The sequence below is a fragment of the Frigoribacterium endophyticum genome (assembly GCF_011759585.1).
In the GTDB taxonomy this organism is placed as follows: domain Bacteria; phylum Actinomycetota; class Actinomycetes; order Actinomycetales; family Microbacteriaceae; genus Frigoribacterium; species Frigoribacterium endophyticum.
The window spans coordinates 487198-503404 of record NZ_JAAOYV010000001.1 but is presented as its reverse complement, the minus strand read 5'-3'; the positions used below and the strand labels follow the sequence as shown (position 1 = coordinate 503404).

At 72.8% G+C, this 16207-nt stretch carries 13 protein-coding genes; 4 read left to right on the top strand and 9 right to left on the bottom strand.

Going from position 1 to position 16207, the window contains the following annotated elements; translation table 11 throughout:
* Nucleotides 1–209: 209 nt before the first annotated feature.
* The 4 genes from FHR77_RS02420 to FHR77_RS02405 all read right to left on the bottom strand — a co-directional run bounded on the left by FHR77_RS02420 (nt 210) and on the right by FHR77_RS02405 (nt 5375).
* The gene (locus FHR77_RS02420; RefSeq protein WP_341777190.1) at nt 210–1229 is read right to left on the bottom strand and encodes a LacI family DNA-binding transcriptional regulator; all 1020 of its coding nucleotides are present in this window, start codon (nt 1227–1229) and stop codon (nt 210–212) included.
* Between the two features lie 112 nt (nt 1230–1341).
* Entirely contained in the window at nt 1342–2727 is a 1386-nt protein-coding gene (locus FHR77_RS02415) for an MFS transporter (RefSeq protein WP_167258524.1), read from the bottom strand.
* Nucleotides 2728–2756: 29 nt separating this feature from the next.
* Nucleotides 2757–3935, bottom strand: coding sequence for a cystathionine gamma-synthase (locus tag FHR77_RS02410; protein ID WP_167258522.1), 1179 nt, complete (start codon nt 3933–3935; stop codon nt 2757–2759).
* 75 nt (nt 3936–4010) lie between these two features.
* Nucleotides 4011–5375: a cystathionine beta-synthase gene (locus FHR77_RS02405; protein ID WP_167258520.1), complete on the bottom strand. Its 1365-nt coding sequence runs from the start codon at nt 5373–5375 to the stop codon at nt 4011–4013.
* A gap of 397 nt (nt 5376–5772) precedes the next feature.
* On the opposite strand from FHR77_RS02405, the gene FHR77_RS02400 reads away from it, so the two are divergent.
* Together FHR77_RS02400 and FHR77_RS16325 are read left to right on the top strand one after the other, a co-directional pair.
* Nucleotides 5773–6435 (top strand): DUF3105 domain-containing protein, encoded by a 663-nt coding sequence (locus FHR77_RS02400; RefSeq protein WP_056053075.1) that lies wholly within the window; start codon nt 5773–5775, stop codon nt 6433–6435.
* Complete coding sequence (locus tag FHR77_RS16325) at nt 6432–7172, top strand: DUF305 domain-containing protein (RefSeq protein ID WP_341777189.1); 741 nt, start codon at nt 6432–6434, stop codon at nt 7170–7172. The genes FHR77_RS02400 and FHR77_RS16325 overlap by 4 nt, the downstream gene beginning before the upstream one ends.
* Here the strand turns inward: FHR77_RS16325 and FHR77_RS02390 are convergent.
* The gene (locus FHR77_RS02390; protein ID WP_167258518.1) at nt 7169–9058 is read right to left on the bottom strand and encodes an ABC transporter ATP-binding protein; all 1890 of its coding nucleotides are present in this window, start codon (nt 9056–9058) and stop codon (nt 7169–7171) included. The two genes, FHR77_RS16325 and FHR77_RS02390, sit on opposite strands and share 4 nt — an antisense overlap.
* 228 nt (nt 9059–9286) lie before the next feature.
* Here FHR77_RS02390 and FHR77_RS16535 point away from each other — a divergent pair, with 228 nt between their 5' ends.
* The gene (locus tag FHR77_RS16535) at nt 9287–10885 is read left to right on the top strand and encodes a LuxR C-terminal-related transcriptional regulator (RefSeq protein ID WP_056053068.1); all 1599 of its coding nucleotides are present in this window, start codon (nt 9287–9289) and stop codon (nt 10883–10885) included.
* A 91-nt stretch (nt 10886–10976) separates the two neighbouring features.
* Nucleotides 10977–12428, top strand: a complete 1452-nt coding sequence (locus tag FHR77_RS02380) for an amino acid permease (protein ID WP_167258516.1) — start codon at nt 10977–10979, stop codon at nt 12426–12428.
* A gap of 134 nt (nt 12429–12562) precedes the next feature.
* Here FHR77_RS02380 and rplL read toward each other — a convergent pair whose 3' ends face one another.
* The 4 genes from rplL to FHR77_RS02360 all read right to left on the bottom strand — a co-directional run bounded on the left by rplL (nt 12563) and on the right by FHR77_RS02360 (nt 16184).
* Nucleotides 12563–12946, bottom strand: a complete 384-nt coding sequence (gene rplL, locus FHR77_RS02375) for a 50S ribosomal protein L7/L12 (protein ID WP_056053063.1) — start codon at nt 12944–12946, stop codon at nt 12563–12565.
* 51 nt (nt 12947–12997) lie between these two features.
* Complete coding sequence (rplJ, locus tag FHR77_RS02370; RefSeq protein ID WP_056053061.1) at nt 12998–13513, bottom strand: 50S ribosomal protein L10; 516 nt, start codon at nt 13511–13513, stop codon at nt 12998–13000.
* A 254-nt stretch (nt 13514–13767) separates the two neighbouring features.
* On the bottom strand, nt 13768–15429 hold the full coding sequence (locus tag FHR77_RS02365; protein WP_167258514.1) for an ATP-binding protein: 1662 nt from the start codon (nt 15427–15429) through the stop codon (nt 13768–13770).
* Entirely contained in the window at nt 15426–16184 is a 759-nt protein-coding gene (locus FHR77_RS02360) for a response regulator transcription factor (RefSeq protein ID WP_235491201.1), read from the bottom strand. The genes FHR77_RS02365 and FHR77_RS02360 overlap by 4 nt, the downstream gene beginning before the upstream one ends.
* Nucleotides 16185–16207: the final 23 nt, after the last annotated feature.

Sequence of the window (16207 nt, the reverse complement as noted above, 5' to 3'; positions counted from 1 at the left end):
ACCGGATGTGACCGTTCACACCGCGACTGGAGCAAAGCTAGACCCGCTCATGGCCGCTGTCAAATGCCGTTGCCGTTCCGTTATCCGCGCCGGTCCGAGGGAGGCGGGGCGCGACTCCCCCGGGTCCGTCACCGTCGGCCGACAACGGTGTCACGACCGCCGCGGGCGGGCGACGTCGGCGGTCGGGGCGGAGCGTCGACGCGGTGCCGTCAGAGGAACCACGGGCGGGCCGTGGAGCCGCGCACGATCAGCTCGGGCGCGACCAGCGTGCGGTCGACGACCGTGCCGCCCTCGAGCTCGGAGACGACGAGCTCGACGGCCCGTCGCCCGATCAGCTCGAAGTCCTGCCGCACGGTCGTCAACGGCGGCCAGAGGTGCGCCGCCGTCGGGGAGTCGTCGAAGCCCACGACGCTGACCTCCCGCGGCACGTCGACGCTGGCCTCGCGGAACGCGTGCAGCAGCCCGACGGCCATGAGGTCGTTCGCCGAGAAGACCGCCGTGAAGTCGCGACGGCGCAGCAGCTCCTTGCCCGCGAGGTAGCCGAAGTCGGCGGTGAGGTCGCCGAGGATGGGCGGCTCGATCGAGAGCTCGGCCTCGCCCATCTCGTAGAGGAACCCCTGCATGCGCTCGTCGGCCTCGATCCAGTCCTGCGGGCCGGCGACGTGGACGATGTGCTTGTGGCCGAGGTCGATCAGGTGCCGGGTGGCCAGGCGGGCCCCGGCGTGCTGGTCGACCGAGAGGCTGTGGGCCGTGGTGCGACGCGTGCTGTCGAGGGCGACGATCGGCACGCCGAGGTCGAGCTGGTCGAGCACGTCGAAGAACTTGCGCTGGGGGGCGATGACGATGATCGCCTCCACCGCCTGGTTCGTCAGCAGGTCGACGCTGGCCCGGACGTCGTCGTCGGCGCGCGTCGTGCTCGCGATGCTGAGCCGGTAGCCGGCCGCGCGCGCCTCGAGCTCGATGGCGTTCACCATGGTCTGCGGGCCGAAGTGGACGTTCTGCAGCGTGAGGACGCCGATCGCCCGGGAGCGGCTCGTGACGAGGGCCCTGGCCGCCTGGTTCGGGCGGTAGCCGATCTGCTCGATGACGTCGAGCACGCGCTGCCGCGTGGCCGGCCGGATGCTCGGGCTGTCGTTCAGCACCCTCGAGACGGTCTGGTACGAGACCCCCGCCAGTGCCGCGACGTCGCGGATGTTGGGAGCGCGCACCTTGTCCGTCTCAGGTTTCACGTCGCTCCGTCGCTGATGGCGATGTGACCGTACACATCGCGCGGAGACCATTATGCAGCGCTGCTCCGACGACGACGACCGCCGGACGGGGAGGCGCGGTGCCCGCGGCCGGTCAGGTCACGTCGCGCGGCACGGCCCGCCCGGTCACCGCGAAGGCGAGCAGGGCCACCGCGAGCGCGACGGTGAAGCACGCCACGAACGCGGTCGGCTCGGCGGCCCCGCCGAGCTGCACGAACGCCGCCCCGGTGACGGCGAGCGCCACGGCGGAGCCCGACGAGTCGGCGATCGTGAGCGCCGAGCTGTTGAAGCCCTTCTCGTCGTCGCCCGAGCCCCGCAGCACGAGGACGGAGAAGCGGGGGTACATGAACCCCATGCCCGCCCCCGCGAGCGACCACCCGACGATGACCACGGCGGGCGTCAGGTGCAGGAGCGGCGAGGCCACGGCCGAGAGCACCCCGACCACGACGAGCGCGACGCCGATCCGGATGCCGCGCCGCTGCGGCACGCGGGCGCCCAGCCGACCCTGCGCCCAGCTCGCGCCGGCCCAGGCCACGGCGCCGAGCGTCAGGGTGATGCCCGACGCGGAGGCGGAGAAGCCGTACTCGGACGAGAGCATGTAGGGCAGGTAGACGTCGCTGCCGAGGAAGGCGGCGCCCACGAGGCCGCGGAGCAGCACGAGGGTGGGCACGCCGGGGGCCGCCCGGAGCGTGCCCCGGGGCAGCAGCGGCCGCAGCGCGACGCCGAGCACGGCGACCGCCACGACGACCACGAGGGCGGCCGCCCCCAGGGGCAGCTCGCTGAGGAGGTTGAGCGCCAGCACGGCGAGCGCCGCTCCCCCCGACCACGCGATGCGGCCGACGCTCCACGAGACGCGGGGCTCCCCCGGGGCGACGACCGGCGGGCCGACCCGACGGAGGCTCGGCAGGATCATGAGGAAGGCGGGCACCGCGAGCACGAGCGCGCCGAGGAACACCCAGTGCCAGCCGACGGTCTCCGCCACGGTGCCCGCGACCACCGGACCGACGAGCCCGGGCACGACCCAGGCCGCGGCGAACCCCGCGAAGATCGACGGGTGGAGCGCCGGCGGGTAGAGCCGCGAGACCATCACGTAGAGCCCGACGATGACGGCGCCGGAGCCGAGCCCCTGGACGAGCCGCCCGGCGAGCAGCACCACCATGTCGGGCGCCGTGCCGACGATGGCCAGGCCGACCCCGAAGGCCAGCACGGAGGCGACGATCACCACCCGGGGCCCGCTGCGGTCGGCCCAGTTGCCGGCCACCACCATGCCGACCACCCCCGTCGCCAACGGGGCGGCGAAGGCGAGCGAGTACAGCTGCTCGCCGTCGAGCTCGCGGGCGATGATCGGCATCACGGTCGTGACCGCCAGCGACTCGAAGGCCGCGATGCCGATCAGCGCCACCATGCCGAGGGTCGCCAGCAGGTACCGCCGCGAGAGGACGCCGCCCTCGCGCTCGGCGGAGGGGGCGACGGTGCTCATGCGGCCAGCCTAGGCCGGTGCCGAGGTGCTCAGGAGGCGCTGCGGTCGAGCGCCTGCTCGACGTCGGCGAGCAGGTCGGCGACGTCCTCGATGCCGACCGAGAGGCGCACCACGGTGTCGGGCACCTCGAGCTCGGTGCCGCGCACGGAGGCGTGGGTCATCTCGGTCGGGTACCCGATGAGCGACTCGACGCCGCCGAGCGACTCGGCGAGCTGGAAGAGCTCCGTCGACTCGGCGAAGCGACGGGCCGCCGCGGGGCCCGCGGCGAGCGACACCGACATCATGCCGCCGAAGGCCTTCATCTGGCGGGCCGCCAGCTCGTGGCCCGGGTGCGACTCGAGGCCCGGGTAGTAGACGCGGTCGATCGCCGGGTGCGCCTCGAGGGCGCGGGCGAGGGCCAGGCCGTTCGACGAGTGCCGGTCGACGCGCACGCCGAGGGTCTTGATGCCGCGCACCGTCAGCCACGCCTCCATGGGCGCCGAGACCGCCCCGGCACCGAACTGGATGAAGCCGATCGCCTCGGCCAGGGCGTCGTCCTTCACGACGAGCGCCCCGCCGACCACGTCGGAGTGCCCGCCGATGTACTTCGTCGTCGAGTGGACGACCACGTCGGCGCCCAGCGCGAGGGGCTGCTGGAGGTAGGGCGAGGCGAAGGTGTTGTCGACCACCACGAGCGCGCCGGCCGCGTGGCCGATCTCGGCGAGGGCCGCGATGTCGCTGATCTTCATCAGCGGGTTGCTGGGGGTCTCGACCCAGAGCACGGCCGTCTCGCCGGGGCGGACGGCGGCGCGCACCGCGTCGAGGTCGGTCATCTCGGCCGTCTCGAGCGTGACGCCCCACGGGGTCCAGACCCGGTTCACCAGGCGGTGCGTCCCGCCGTAGACGTCGTTGCCCATCACGATGCGCGACCCGGGCTTGAGCACCGACCGGAGCAGGGCGTCCTCGGCCGCCAGGCCGGAGGCGAAGCTGAAGGCTGCGGTGCCGCCCTCGAGGGCGGCCAGGAGCTCCTGCAGGGAGTCGCGGGTCGGGTTCGCCGACCGCGCGTACTCGTAGCCGCCGCGGAACCCGCCGATGCCGTCCTGCACGAAGGTCGACGACTGGTAGATGGGCGGCACGACCGCGCCGGTGCTGGGGTCGAAGGGCTGGCCGGCGTGGATCGCCCGGGTGGAGAAGCCGGCGGAGCCGAGGTCGTAGCTGGTGTCGCTCATGGGGCGCCTTTCGGGGTGAGCAGGAGGTCGGTGGGGGAGCGGGGTGCCCGAGCCCGGGCGGGGCGGGCCGGCGGCCTAGGCGGAGAGGAAGGCCAGCACGTCGTGCCGGGTGACGACGCCCACGGGGGCGCCGTCGTCGGTGACGAGCAGGGCGTCGGCGGTCTCGAGCGACGCCCGGAGCCCGGCCAGCGACTCGTTGACACCGATCAGCGGCAGGGCGGCCCCGACGACGCCCTCGAGCGTGTCGTCCATGCTGACCGCCCCGGTGAAGACGTGCTCGAGCAGCGCCTTCTCCTCGACGGCGCCCACGACCTCGCCGATGACGACGGGAGGCTCGGCCGTGAGGACGGGCATCTGCGAGACGCCCCAGCGCGACATGATGCCGACCACGTCGCGGACGGTGTCGGTGGGGTGCGCGTGCACCAGGTCGGGCAGCTCGCTCTCCTTCGCGGCGAGGACGTCGCGCACGGTGCGCCCGTCGACGCTCTCGCTGAAGCCGTAGGCGCGCATCCAGGAGTCGTTGAAGATCTTGCCGAGGTAGCCGCGGCCGCCGTCGGGCAGCAGCACGACGACGACGTCGTCGGGCCCGAGGTCGCGGGCGACGTCGAGGGCCGCCGCCACGGCGAGGCCCGACGAACCGCCGACGAGCAGGCCCTCCTCGCGGGCCAGCCGACGCGTGAGCTCGAACGAGCGGGCGTCGGAGGCGGCGATGATCCGGTCGACGACGCTGGGGTCGTAGGCCGAGGGCCAGAAGTCCTCGCCGACGCCCTCCACGAGGTACGGCCGGCCCGTCCCGCCGCTGTAGACGCTGCCCTCGGGGTCGGCGCCGATGATCTGGACGGCGCCGCCGCTGACCTCTTTCAGGTACCGGCCGGTGCCGCTGATGGTGCCGCCCGTGCCCACGCCGGCGACGAAGTGGGTCACGCGCCCCTCGGTGTCGCGCCAGATCTCGGGGCCCGTCGTCTCGTAGTGGCTCTGCGGCCCGGCCGGGTTGGCGTACTGGTTCGGCTTGAAGGCGCCGGGGATCTCGCGGACGAGCCGGTCGGAGACGCTGTAGTACGACTCGGGGCTGGTGGGCTCGACGGCCGTCGGCGTCACGACGATCTCGGCGCCGTAGGCCTTGAGCACGTTGCGCTTGTCGTCGCCGACCTTGTCGGGCAGCACGAACACGCAGCGGTAGCCGCGCTGCTGCGCGACGAGGGCGAGGCCGACGCCCGTGTTGCCGCTCGTCGGCTCGACGATCGTGCCGCCGGGCTTCAGCAGGCCGTCCCGCTCGGCGGCGTCGACGATGCGCGTCGCGATCCTGTCCTTCGAGGAGCCGCCCGGGTTGAGGTACTCGACCTTGACCAGCACCGTGGCCGTGATGCCCTCGGTGACCTTGTTCAGCTTGACGAGCGGGGTGTCGCCCACGAGGTCGAGGACGGTCTCGGCGTACTTCACGGCGTCTCCGGGTTCTCCGCCGCCGTCGTGGGGCTCGCGGATCGGTGGCCGCCGCACGGGGCGGGGCCTGTGGTGAGGGTCGGGGGCGGGAGGTCCACCCGCCCCCCGAGTCTACCGGCGGCCCTCCGACGTGTGACGGTGGACGACGGCCACCGTGGCGGGCCTCGCCGACACGCGCCCTGTGGACGCTCTTCCCAGACGGGCCTGGGGAGAATGTCGGTGACGCATCCACGACCGTCCGCGGCCCGGCCGCGCCGGGGCCCTCGTGCTCCCGGCCTCCGTCACGCAGACTGGTCCCCCGGAGAGCGAGCGTGCGCCCCGAGCCGCGGGCTCGCCCGGCGCCGCACGACGAGGACCGCCCCCGACCACCGATCCCCCATCGCAGAGGACCAGCACCGTGGCCAGCACCGACAAGAACAAGCCCAGCGTCAAGCAGCAGCGCGACGCCCGCCGCCAGGAGAAGGTCGCGGCGCTGAAGCGACAGCAGGCCGTCCAGAAGCGCAACCGCGTCGTGGGCATCTCGATCGCGGCCGTCGCGGGCGCCGCGGCCGTCGCCCTGCTCGTCACCTTCGTCGTGACGAGCGGCCAGCCCCGGCAAGACCCGGACGACATCACCGTCGCCGGCGTGCAGACCTGGGACGACCTGACGGCGAACCACGTCACGGGCTCCGTCGACTACGAGATGACCCCGCCGGCCGGCGGCGACCACGCGGGCGTCTGGATGAACTGCGGCGTCTACACCGAGCAGGTGCCGAACGAGAACGCGGTGCACGACCTCGAGCACGGCGCGATCTGGTTCACCTACGACCCGGCACAGGTGACGGACGACCAGATCGCCGCGGTCACCGACCTGGCGCCGTCGACGTACTCCGTGGTCTCGCCGTACGAGGGCATGGACAGCCCGATGTACGTGAGCGCCTGGGGCGCCCAGCTCGCCTTCGACGACCCGGCCGACCCGGCCGTCGCCGACTTCGTGACCAAGTACTGGAAGTCCAGCGCCGCCCCCGAGCCCGGCGCCGCGTGCAGCGGAGGCGTCGACGGGCCCGGCCGGGTCTCGTGACCGACGCGGGCGACGGCACCACGCGCTCCGACGCGACCGGTCAGGGAGGCGCGCCCCGCGACTCCGGGGCCCGTCGGCTCCGTCTCGTGGTCGCGGCGGTGCTCGCCCTCGCGATCGTGCTCGTGGCCGGCGTCGCCGTCGGCCGCCTGAGCGCCCCGGCGCCGGTCGTGCCCGGCGAGCGCAGCGTGGAGGCGGGCTTCTCGCGCGACATGCAGGTGCACCACGAGCAGGCGGTCGAGATGGCGATGGCCGTCCGTGACCGGAGCGACTCGGACGACGTCAGGACGATCGCGTACGACATCGCGACGGCTCAGTCCCAGCAGGCCGGTCAGATGTACGCGTGGCTCGAGCTCTGGGGCGACTCGCAGGCGCCGACGGAGCCCACGATGACGTGGATGACCCGGCCCACCCTCGACGGCAGCTACGGCGACCACGACCACACGGCCGGCGCGGCGCCCGGCGACGGCTCGTCGGCGCCGTCGCACACCCCGGGCGACCCGATGCCCGGCCTCGCGACCCCCGAGCAGATGGCCGAGCTGCGCGCGGCCGACGGCGTCGACGCCGAGCGCCTCTTCCTGACCCTGATGATCGCCCACCACCGGGGCGGCATCGAGATGGCCGAGGCCGTGCTGGCCCGGAGCGACGACCGTCAGGTCGGCGACTTCGCCCGGGGCATGATCATGACCCAGGAGAGCGACATCGACGCGATGGAGCAGATGCTCGAGGCGCGCGCCTAGGCCTTCCCGGCCCCTGCACCTGCCTCGACCGAGGCGACCTGCTGGCCGTAGAGGTCGGCGTACACCCCGCCTCGCTGCACGAGCTCGTCGTGCGTGCCGCGCTCGACGACCTCGCCCGCCGCGACGACGAAGATGACGTCCGCCGCGCGCACGGTGGAGAGCCGGTGGGCGATGGCGATCGTCGTGCGGCCCCGGGCGGCGGCGTCGAGCGCCTGCTGCACCACGCGCTCGCTCACCGTGTCGAGCGCGCTCGTCGCCTCGTCGAGGACGAGCACGGCCGGGTCCTTGAGCAGGACCCGCGCGATGGCGATGCGCTGCTTCTCGCCGCCGGAGAGGCGGTAGCCGCGCTCCCCCACGACCGTGTCGTAGCCCTCCGGGAACGACACGATGGTCTCGTGGATGTTGGCCTGCCGAGCCGCCGCGACGAGCTGCTCGTCGGTGGCGTCGGGGCGGGCGTAGCGCAGGTTGTCGCCGATCGTCGCGTGGAAGAGGTACGTCTCCTGGCTGACGATGCCGATGTTCGCCACGAGGTCCTCCTGGTCGAGCTCGCGCACGTCGGTGCCCGCGAACCGCACCGCCCCCGACGACGCCTCGTAGAACCGCGGGATGAGGTACGAGACCGTCGTCTTGCCCGCCCCGCTCGGCCCGACGAAGGCCGCGAACTGCCCCGGCTCGATGTCGAAGCTCACCCCGCGGAGGGTCTTCTGGCCCGGCTCGGCGTCGGGGTAGCTGAACACGACGTCGTCGAACTCGACGCGACCGAGGGCCGAGCGGTCGACGCGGCGCGGCGTGCCCGTCTCGGTGATGGCCGGCTGCAGGTCGAGGTACTCGAAGATGCGGGCGAAGAGCGCCCCCGAGGTCTGGAGGTCGAGGGCCACGCGGAGCAGCCCCATCAGCGGGAAGGTGAGGCGCGCCTGGACGGTGGTGAAGGCGACGATCGTGCCGGCGGTCACGGGCACGTCGCGGAGGATGAGCCAGGCGGCCACCAGGTAGATCAGCGCGGGGATCACCGACAGGAAGATCTGGACCACGGCGAAGAACCACTGGCCGCTCATCTGCTGACGCACCTGCAGGCCGATCTGGGTGCGGTTCTCGGCCGAGTAGCGCTCGACCTCGGCCTGCTGCTGGTTGAAGCTCTTCGCCAGCAGGATGCCGCTGACGCTGAGCGCCTCCTGCGTGATGGCGGTCATGTCGGAGAGGGACTCCTGCGTCTTGGTGGCGATGCGTGCCCGCACCTGCCCCACCCGACGCTGGGCCACGACGAGGAGCGGCAGGAGGATGACCGTCACGACCGTCATCTGCCAGCTCAGCACGAGCATCGAGACGAACGCCGCGATCACCGTGACGGTGTTGCCGAGCACGCTCGAGATCGTGTTGCTGAGGACGTTGGCCACGCCGCCGACGTCGTTCTGCAGCCGGGACTGGATGACGCCCGTCTTCGTGCGCGTGAAGAACGCCAGCTCCATCCGCTGCAGGTGGCCGAAGAGCCGGATGCGGAGCGCGCCCATCACCTGGTTGCCGACCGTCGCCGTGAGCCAGGTCTGCCAGACGCCGATGCCCGCGCTCAGCACCCAGAGCAGCACCATGGCGCCCACGAGCTCGAGCAGCACGGGCACGTCGGGGCCGCCCGCGGGGAAGAGCCCGAGGTCGAACGCCTGCTTGGTCAGGAGCGGGGGCAGCACGCTGATCGCGGCCCCGATCAGCACGAGCACGACCGTGACGACGAGGGCCCGGCGGTACGGGTCGAAGAGGCCCCGGATGCGGCGGAAGAGATCGGGGATGCGCGGCGCGGCGGCGTTGGCGGCCTTCTGCGCCTGCGCGTCGCCGCTCGAGATGCGGCCGCCGCCGCGGACCCCGCCCGCGGCGACCGAGTTCGTCCTGCTCATGTCGTCACGGTACGCCGTGCCGACGACACCGCCGGACCACCGCCTCCTGAGGGCCCGCCACGCCGACGAACGACCTTTCTGCCCACCCCAGTTCGGGTCGGCCGACGTTTTCGCAGTGACCAGGAAGAACACTCAGTTTAGGATGGACGCCGGGGTGGTTCACCGCACCCCGTGGCCGCATTCTCCGTACCCGACGGAGAACTACCCGATGTGGCAGAGGTAGGACCCGTGAACACGCCTGACGACACGTCCGTCGCACCCCCGAGCGCTGAGCTGCAGCTCACCGACCACCGGGCGTCCCTCGACGCCATCGAGGACGGCTGGAGCCGCATCGCGCCCGTGCAGGGCGCCCGCCTCCGCGAGGCCGTGCGCTCCTTCCCCGAGGAGGAGTGGCGCTCCCGGCCCCGCATCCTGCTCGCCCTCGCGGCCAGCCACCGCTCCGTCGGCTCGCGCTCGGCCAGCGCCGCGCTGCCGTGGTTCCGCGGCGTGGCCAAGGCCATCGACGCCGACCCGACCCTGGGCCTCGACGTCCGGGCCGGCTACCACGTCCACCTCGCGGCCACGCTGCGCACCCTCGGCAACTTCGTGGTCGCGCACGAGCACCTCGAGATCGCCCGCACGATGATCGAGACCGACCTCGCGCAGGCGATCAGCGCCCGCATCGGCCTCAGCGCCTCCTTCAGCCTCCAGCTCGGGCTGATCCGCGTCCACTACGGCGAGTACGACCAGGCCCTCTTCGCCCTGGGCCTCGCCGCCGGCCTCGGCGAGGAGCACCTCAGCACCGCCGAGCGCGTCGAGTGCCTCTCGGCCCTCGCCTACGTCGCGATGCTGCTCGGCGACTTCGCCGTGGCCGACGAGCACGTCGCCCACGCGGAGCAGCTCGCCGCCGGCACCGACCTCCTGGTCAGCTCGTTCGGCGCGCTCGCGCAGATCACCCGGCTGCACGTGGCCCTCGAGCGCGACCGGCCGCTCGCGGAGGTCGAGCAGATCGTCGCCGCCGTGCGCGAGTCGTCGCGCGGGAGCGACTGGGAGGCGCTCGGCTGGCTCGCCGAGGCCCACGTCTGCCTCGTCGAGCAGCGGTACATCGAGCTGCTCGACCACCTCGGGCGGATCACCCGCCTGACCCAGGGCTTCACCGGCCACCCCGTCGTGCCGTCGTCCGTGGCCGCCCTGCGCGCCGAGACGATGCGCGCGCTCGGCCAGCCGCAGGAGGCCCGTCGCCTCGCCGCGCCGCTCGCGCCGAGCGACCGCCACGTGCTCTGCCCGAGCCGCGTGCTGGCCCTCGTGCACCTCCAGGCGGGCGAGCCCGAGGCGGCGCTCGACGCCCTCGAGGGCTGCCTCGCCCTCGGCGACCTGCACACCGAGCGGACGATGGGCCACGTGCACGCCATCGCCGCGGCGGCGCACGCGCTGACCGGCGACGGCGGCCGGGCCGACATCGCCTTCGACCGCGCCCTGCTCTCCGTCGCGCGCATGGGCTCGCTCTGGCCGTTCGCGACCCTGCCCGTGCAGACGCTCGACCACCTCGCGTCGCGGGCGGCGCAGCGCGACCAGCCCGACGTCATCCAGGGGGCCCTCGACCGCCTGCGCGGCGCCACCGGCGACGCAGTCGACGAGCTGGCCGAGCCGCTCAGCGACCGCGAGCTCGTGATCGTCCGGCACCTGGCCACCGGCCAGACCCTCGGCCAGATCGGCAACCAGCTCTACATCTCCGTCAACACGGTGAAGAGCCACGTGCGGAGCATCTACCGCAAGCTGCAGGCCACGTCGCGCCGGGAGGCGATGGCGCGGGTCCGACAGCTCGGGCTGGACGTCGAGGCGGACTGACCGCGGGAGGCGCGGATCGGCCCGAGCGGGACCGGCCGGGCCGTGACCGGGCGCGGGAGTCGCGGGCCGGCCGTGCGGTAACCTCTCGCGGGTGCCTGACGACGTCGCCCCCTCCTCCCCCGCGCCCTCCGTCCGCCCCTCGCTGGGCGTCCAGCTGCGCCGCCGGAAGCCCCTGGAATCGTTCGCCGACGACCAGGGGGCCTCGGGCCAGCCGGCGCTCCGACGCACCCTCGGCGTCTGGCACCTGACCGCGATCAGCATCGGCGCGACGCTCGGCACGGGCATCCTCGTCGTGCTCGGCACCGCCGTGCCCCTGGCCGGCCCCGCCGTCTGGATGGCCTTCGTGCTCGCCGGCGTCGCGGCGCTGCTCTCCGCCCTCTCGTACGCCGAGATGGCCGGCAGCGTGCCCGTCTCCGGGTCGAGCTACAGCTACGCCTACGCGACGCTCGGCGAGGGCCTGGCCTGGGTCTGCGGCTGGTGCCTCGTGCTCGAGTACGCCGTGTCGGTGGCCGCGGTGGCCGTCGGGGCCGGCCAGTACGTGAACGAGGCGCTCGACGTGGTCGGCCTCGCCCTGCCGTCCGCCCTGGCCGACCCGCCCGGGGCCGGCGGCCTGCTCAACCTGCCCGCGGCCGTGCTCGTGCTGCTCGCCACCGTCGTGCTGCTGCCCGGCGCCCGCGAGGGGGCCTGGGTCAACACCGTCCTCGTCGTCGTCAAGGTCGGGCTGCTGGTCTTCTTCGTCGTCGTGGCCTTCTCGGCGTTCCGCTCGGGCAACTTCGAGCCCCTCGCCCCGATGGGCGCGGCGGGGGTCTCGGCCGCCGCCTCCCGCCTGTTCTTCTCCTACATCGGCTTCGACGCGGCCTCGACGGCCGGCGAGGAGGCCCGCGACGCCCGGCGCGACCTGCCCCGGGCCATCATCGCCTCGATCGTGATCATCACCGTGCTCTACGTGCTCGTGGCGGTCGCGGCGATCGGCGCACGGCCGTGGACGGAGTTCACCGACGGCGAGGCGACCCTCGTGACGATCGTGGCCGACATCACGGGCCAGCCGTGGGTGGCCTTCCTGTTCGCCGTGACGGCCGTGGCCGCCATCGCCAGCGTCGTGCTGACGGTGCTCTACGGCCAGACCCGCATCTTCGTGGCCATGGCCCGTGACGGACTCGTGCCGCGCGTGCTGGGCCGCGTCTCGCCGCGCACGCGCACGCCCGTGGCGGGCACGCTGATCGTCGGCGGGGCGGTCGCCCTCACCGCGGCCCTCGTGCCGCTCGGCGCGCTGGCCGACGCCACGAGCATCGGCACGCTCTTCGCGTTCGCGCTGGTCAATGTGTCGGTCATCTGGCTGCGGCGCAACCGGCCCGAGCTCGACCGCACGTTCCGCGTGCCGCTCTACCCGGTCGTGCCGGTGCTCGGGTTCGCCGCGTGCGTGCTGCTCATGGTGACGCTCGGCTGGATCACCTGGGTGGCCTCCCCGCTCTGGATGGTCGTGGGCACCGCGGTGTACCTCGGGTACGGGCGTCGGCACTCCGTCGTGGGCCGCGCCTCCTAGTCCTCCCGGCTGCTCGGCTCTCGAGGCGGCCCCGGGTGCCGCCGCAGTGCCCCCGGCAACGGCGGAAGGCGCCGCCCCGAGGGGCGGCGCCTTCTGCTGTGCTGCAGGAGCGGTGGGGCCGTTGGCCCCGCCGACTACTTGAGGGTGACGGTGGCGCCGGCAGCCTCGAGCTGAGCCTTGGCCTTCTCGGCGGTCTCCTTGTTGGCGCCCTCGAGGACGGTGCTGGGCGCACCGTCGACGACGGCCTTGGCCTCGCCGAGGCCGAGGCTCGTGAGCGCGCGGACCTCCTTGATGACCTGGATCTTCTTGTCGCCGACCGAGTCGAGGACGACGTCGAAGGAGTCCTTCTCCTCGACCTCTTCGGCAGCGGCGGCGGGGCCGGCGGCACCGGCGGCGGCGACGGGGGCCGCAGCGGTGACCTCGAAGACCTCTTCGAACTTCTTCACGAACTCGCTGAGCTCGATGAGCGTGAGCTCCTTGAAGGCCTCGATCAGTTCGTCCTGCGTGAGCTTCGCCATGGTGTTCTCCTTGTTGTGTTCTTGAAGTGGTGGTGGTTGCGACGACAGCTGTTAGCTGTCGGCGTCCTGCTTCGCGCGCAGCGCCTCGACCGTGCGGACGGCCTGCGAGAGCGGAGCCTGGAACAGGTAAGCAGCACCGAAGAGCGAAGCCTTGAAGGCGCCGGCCAGCTTGCCCAGCAGCACCTCCCGCGACTCGAGATCGGCGAGCTTGTTGACCTCGTCTGCCGAGAGAGGGTTACCGTCGAAGTAACCGTTCTTCACGATCAGAGCGGGGTGTGCCTTGGCGAAGTCACGCAGGCTCTTGGCGACGGTGACAGGGTCACCGTGCACGAAGGCGATCGCAGAAGGCCCGACGAGTTCGTCGTCGAACGAGCTGATTCCGGCGTTGTTGGCCGCGATCTTGCTGAGCGTGTTCTTCACCACGGCGTACGTCGCGTCTGCACTGATGGACTTGCGGAGCTCCTTGAGCTCAGCAACAGTGAGACCGCGGTACTCGGTGAGCAGGACGGCGGTCGAGTCACGGAAGTTCTCCGTGAGCTCGGCGACCGATGCTTCCTTGTTCGCCATGGCTCTCCTAAACGTGGGTGTGCCGGCAGCCCCCGGGACCTCGAGGCCCACGACACCGAGATCGGTGCCGGGGCAAAGAAAAAAGCTCCGGCGCGGGCGCACGGAGCTGAGTCTCTTCGAGAAGAGGAACGACTTCACACACCTGCGCTGGTCGCTCTCTCTCGAGAACCTTCGGTCTCCGTCTGCCTCAGCGAAGCTGAGCGCAGGCGATGACAACCGGCGGTCTTGGGCTGGGTACAGAGTAGACGTACGACTCACGCTCGCGCAAGTCGGGCCTCCTCGCCCTGCCCGGGGCCCTGCGCCGGCCCGGCGCCGCTCGCCGGCCCCGCCGCCCGCGACGTCGTCGCCGCCGCGCCGGGCTCCGTCGGCCCCTCGAGCGGCAGGCGCACCGTGAAGACGGCGCCCGCGGGGCTGCTCTCGACCGAGACGTGCCCGCCGTGGGCGTGCACGACCGCCTCGACGATGGCGAGGCCGAGGCCGGTCGACCCGGCCGTGCGCGACCGCGAGCTGTCGGCGCGCGCGAACCGCTCGAAGAGCACCGGCAGCACGCTCGGCTCGATGCCGGGGCCTTCGTCGGCCACCGTGACGAGCGCCTGACGGCCCGACGGGTCGACGCCGAGCGCGACGTGCACCCTCGTGCCGTCGGGGGTGTGGGTGCGGGCGTTGGTCAGCAGGTTGGCGACGATCTGGTGGAGGCGCATGGCGTCGCCCGGCACGACGACCGGCCGGTCGGGCAGGTCGAGGTCGACGGGGTGCGAGTCGCTGGCGACGTGGGCGTCGTTGACGGCGTCGAGCACGACGCGGGTCAGGTCGACGTCGCCGACCACCAGGTCGCGGCCCTCGTCGAGGCGTGCCAGCAGGAGGAGGTCCTCGACGAGCGAGGTCATGCGGACGGCCTCCGACTCGATCCGGCCCATCGCGTAGACGACGTCCGGCGGCAGGTCGGTGCCCATGCGCCGGGTGAGCTCGGCGTAGCCGCGCACCGACGCGAGCGGGGTGCGGAGCTCGTGCGAGGCGTCGGCGACGAACTGCCGCACCTTGTTCTCGCTCTGCTGACGCGACTCCAGCGCTCCGGCCACGTGGCCGAGCATGCGGTTGAAGGCCGCGCCGACACGGCCGACCTCGGTGCGGACGTCGGCGTCGGGCTCGGCGACGCGCTCGGCGAGGGCGACCTCGCCGCGGTCGAGCGGCAGCTCCGCGACGCGGAGGGCCGTGTCGGTCATCCGCTCGAGCGGGCGGAGGGCGTACCGGACGACGCCGTAGGCGATGACGACCGCGAGGGCGAGCCCGACGAGCGTGACCAGGGCGATGATCGTGACGAGGCTGGTGACCGTGCGCGACACGGTGTCGGTCGGCAGGCCCACCACCAGCGTCGCCGCGACGACCGTGCTGACGGAGGCGGAGCTCGTCCGGATCTGCACGGGCACGGCCTGCAGGCGGTAGCTGCCGAGGTCGCCGCCGAGGTCGGCGGTGACCGGCACGGCCGACTGCGCCACCCGCTGCACCGCCGTGTCGTCGGAGGTGCTCGTCTGCGTCGTGACCTGGCCGTCGTCGTCGATGTGCACCTGCACGACGCTGTCGCCCTGGAGGAGGGCGGTGAAGGTGCCGGGAGCCTGACGGGGCCCGCTGAGGTCCTCGTAGTCGGGCGAGACCGTCGGCCGGCCGCCCGTGCCCGGGCCCGACCCGGCGACCGCGCGCTGCACGGCCTGGGACAGGTCGGCGTCGAGCTGGTTCATCAGCGACCCGCGCAGCGCCACCACGCTCACCGCGCCGATCACGACCGTGAGCAGCACGACGAGCGCGACGATGCTCAGGATCAGCCGGTTGCGGAGCGTCAGCGGGGCCCCGGGGGCGGGGACCCGGCCGAGGGCCCCCCGTAGCCGCCCGCCGACCCGGGCGGGCAGCGCGTCGCTCACGACGTGGGCTTGATGACGTAGCCGACGCCGCGCACGGTGTGGATCATGGGCTCCTCGCCCGCGTCGATCTTCTTGCGCAGGTACGAGATGTAGATCTCGACGACGCTCGACTTGCCGCCGAAGTCGTAGCTCCAGACCCGGTCGAGGATCTGCGCCTTGCTCAGCACGCGACGCGGGTTGCGCATCAGGAAGCGCAGCAGCTCGAACTCGGTGGCGGTCAGCTCGACCTCGCGGCCAGCGCGCGACACCTCGTAGCTCTCCTCGTCGAGGACGAGGTCGCCCACGACGATCCGCGAGTCGCCGTGCTCGCTGATCGCGGAGGCGGAGCGGCGGATCAGGCCGCGCAGCCGGGCCACGACCTCCTCGAGGGAGAAGGGCTTCGTCACGTAGTCGTCGCCGCCCGCGGTGAGGCCGGAGACGCGGTCCTCGACGCTGTCCTTCGCCGTGAGGAAGAGGATGGGGGTGTCGTCGCCGCCCTGACGGAGCCGGCCGAGCACCTGGATGCCGTCGATGTCGGGCAGCATCCAGTCGAGCACGATGGCGTCGGGCTGGAACTCGCGGGCGAGGGCGAGCGCGCCCTGGCCGTCTGCGGCCGCCTTCACGTCGTACCCCTCGTAGCGGAGCGCCATCGAGAGCAGGTCGGTGAGGCTGGCCTCGTCGTCGACGACGAGGACGCGGAGGGGCGATCCGTCGGCCCGGGTGAGTCTCGGGGCGGCTGCGGTGGCGGGGGTCGAAGTGGTCACCTTCCCCAGTATCGAGGGATTCCTATGAGGTGCCT

Excerpts from the sequence above, each read along its gene's own strand:
- FHR77_RS02415 (WP_167258524.1), bottom strand. The coding sequence starts at position 2,727 with ATGAGCACCGTCGCCCCCTCCGCCGAGCGCGAGGGCGGCGTCCTCTCG.
- FHR77_RS02410 (WP_167258522.1), bottom strand. The coding sequence starts at position 3,935 with ATGAGCGACACCAGCTACGACCTCGGCTCCGCCGGCTTCTCCACCCGG.
- FHR77_RS02390 (WP_167258518.1), bottom strand. The coding sequence starts at position 9,058 with ATGAGCAGGACGAACTCGGTCGCCGCGGGCGGGGTCCGCGGCGGCGGC.
- rplL (WP_056053063.1), bottom strand. The coding sequence starts at position 12,946 with ATGGCGAAGCTCACGCAGGACGAACTGATCGAGGCCTTCAAGGAGCTC.
- rplJ (WP_056053061.1), bottom strand. The coding sequence starts at position 13,513 with ATGGCGAACAAGGAAGCATCGGTCGCCGAGCTCACGGAGAACTTCCGT.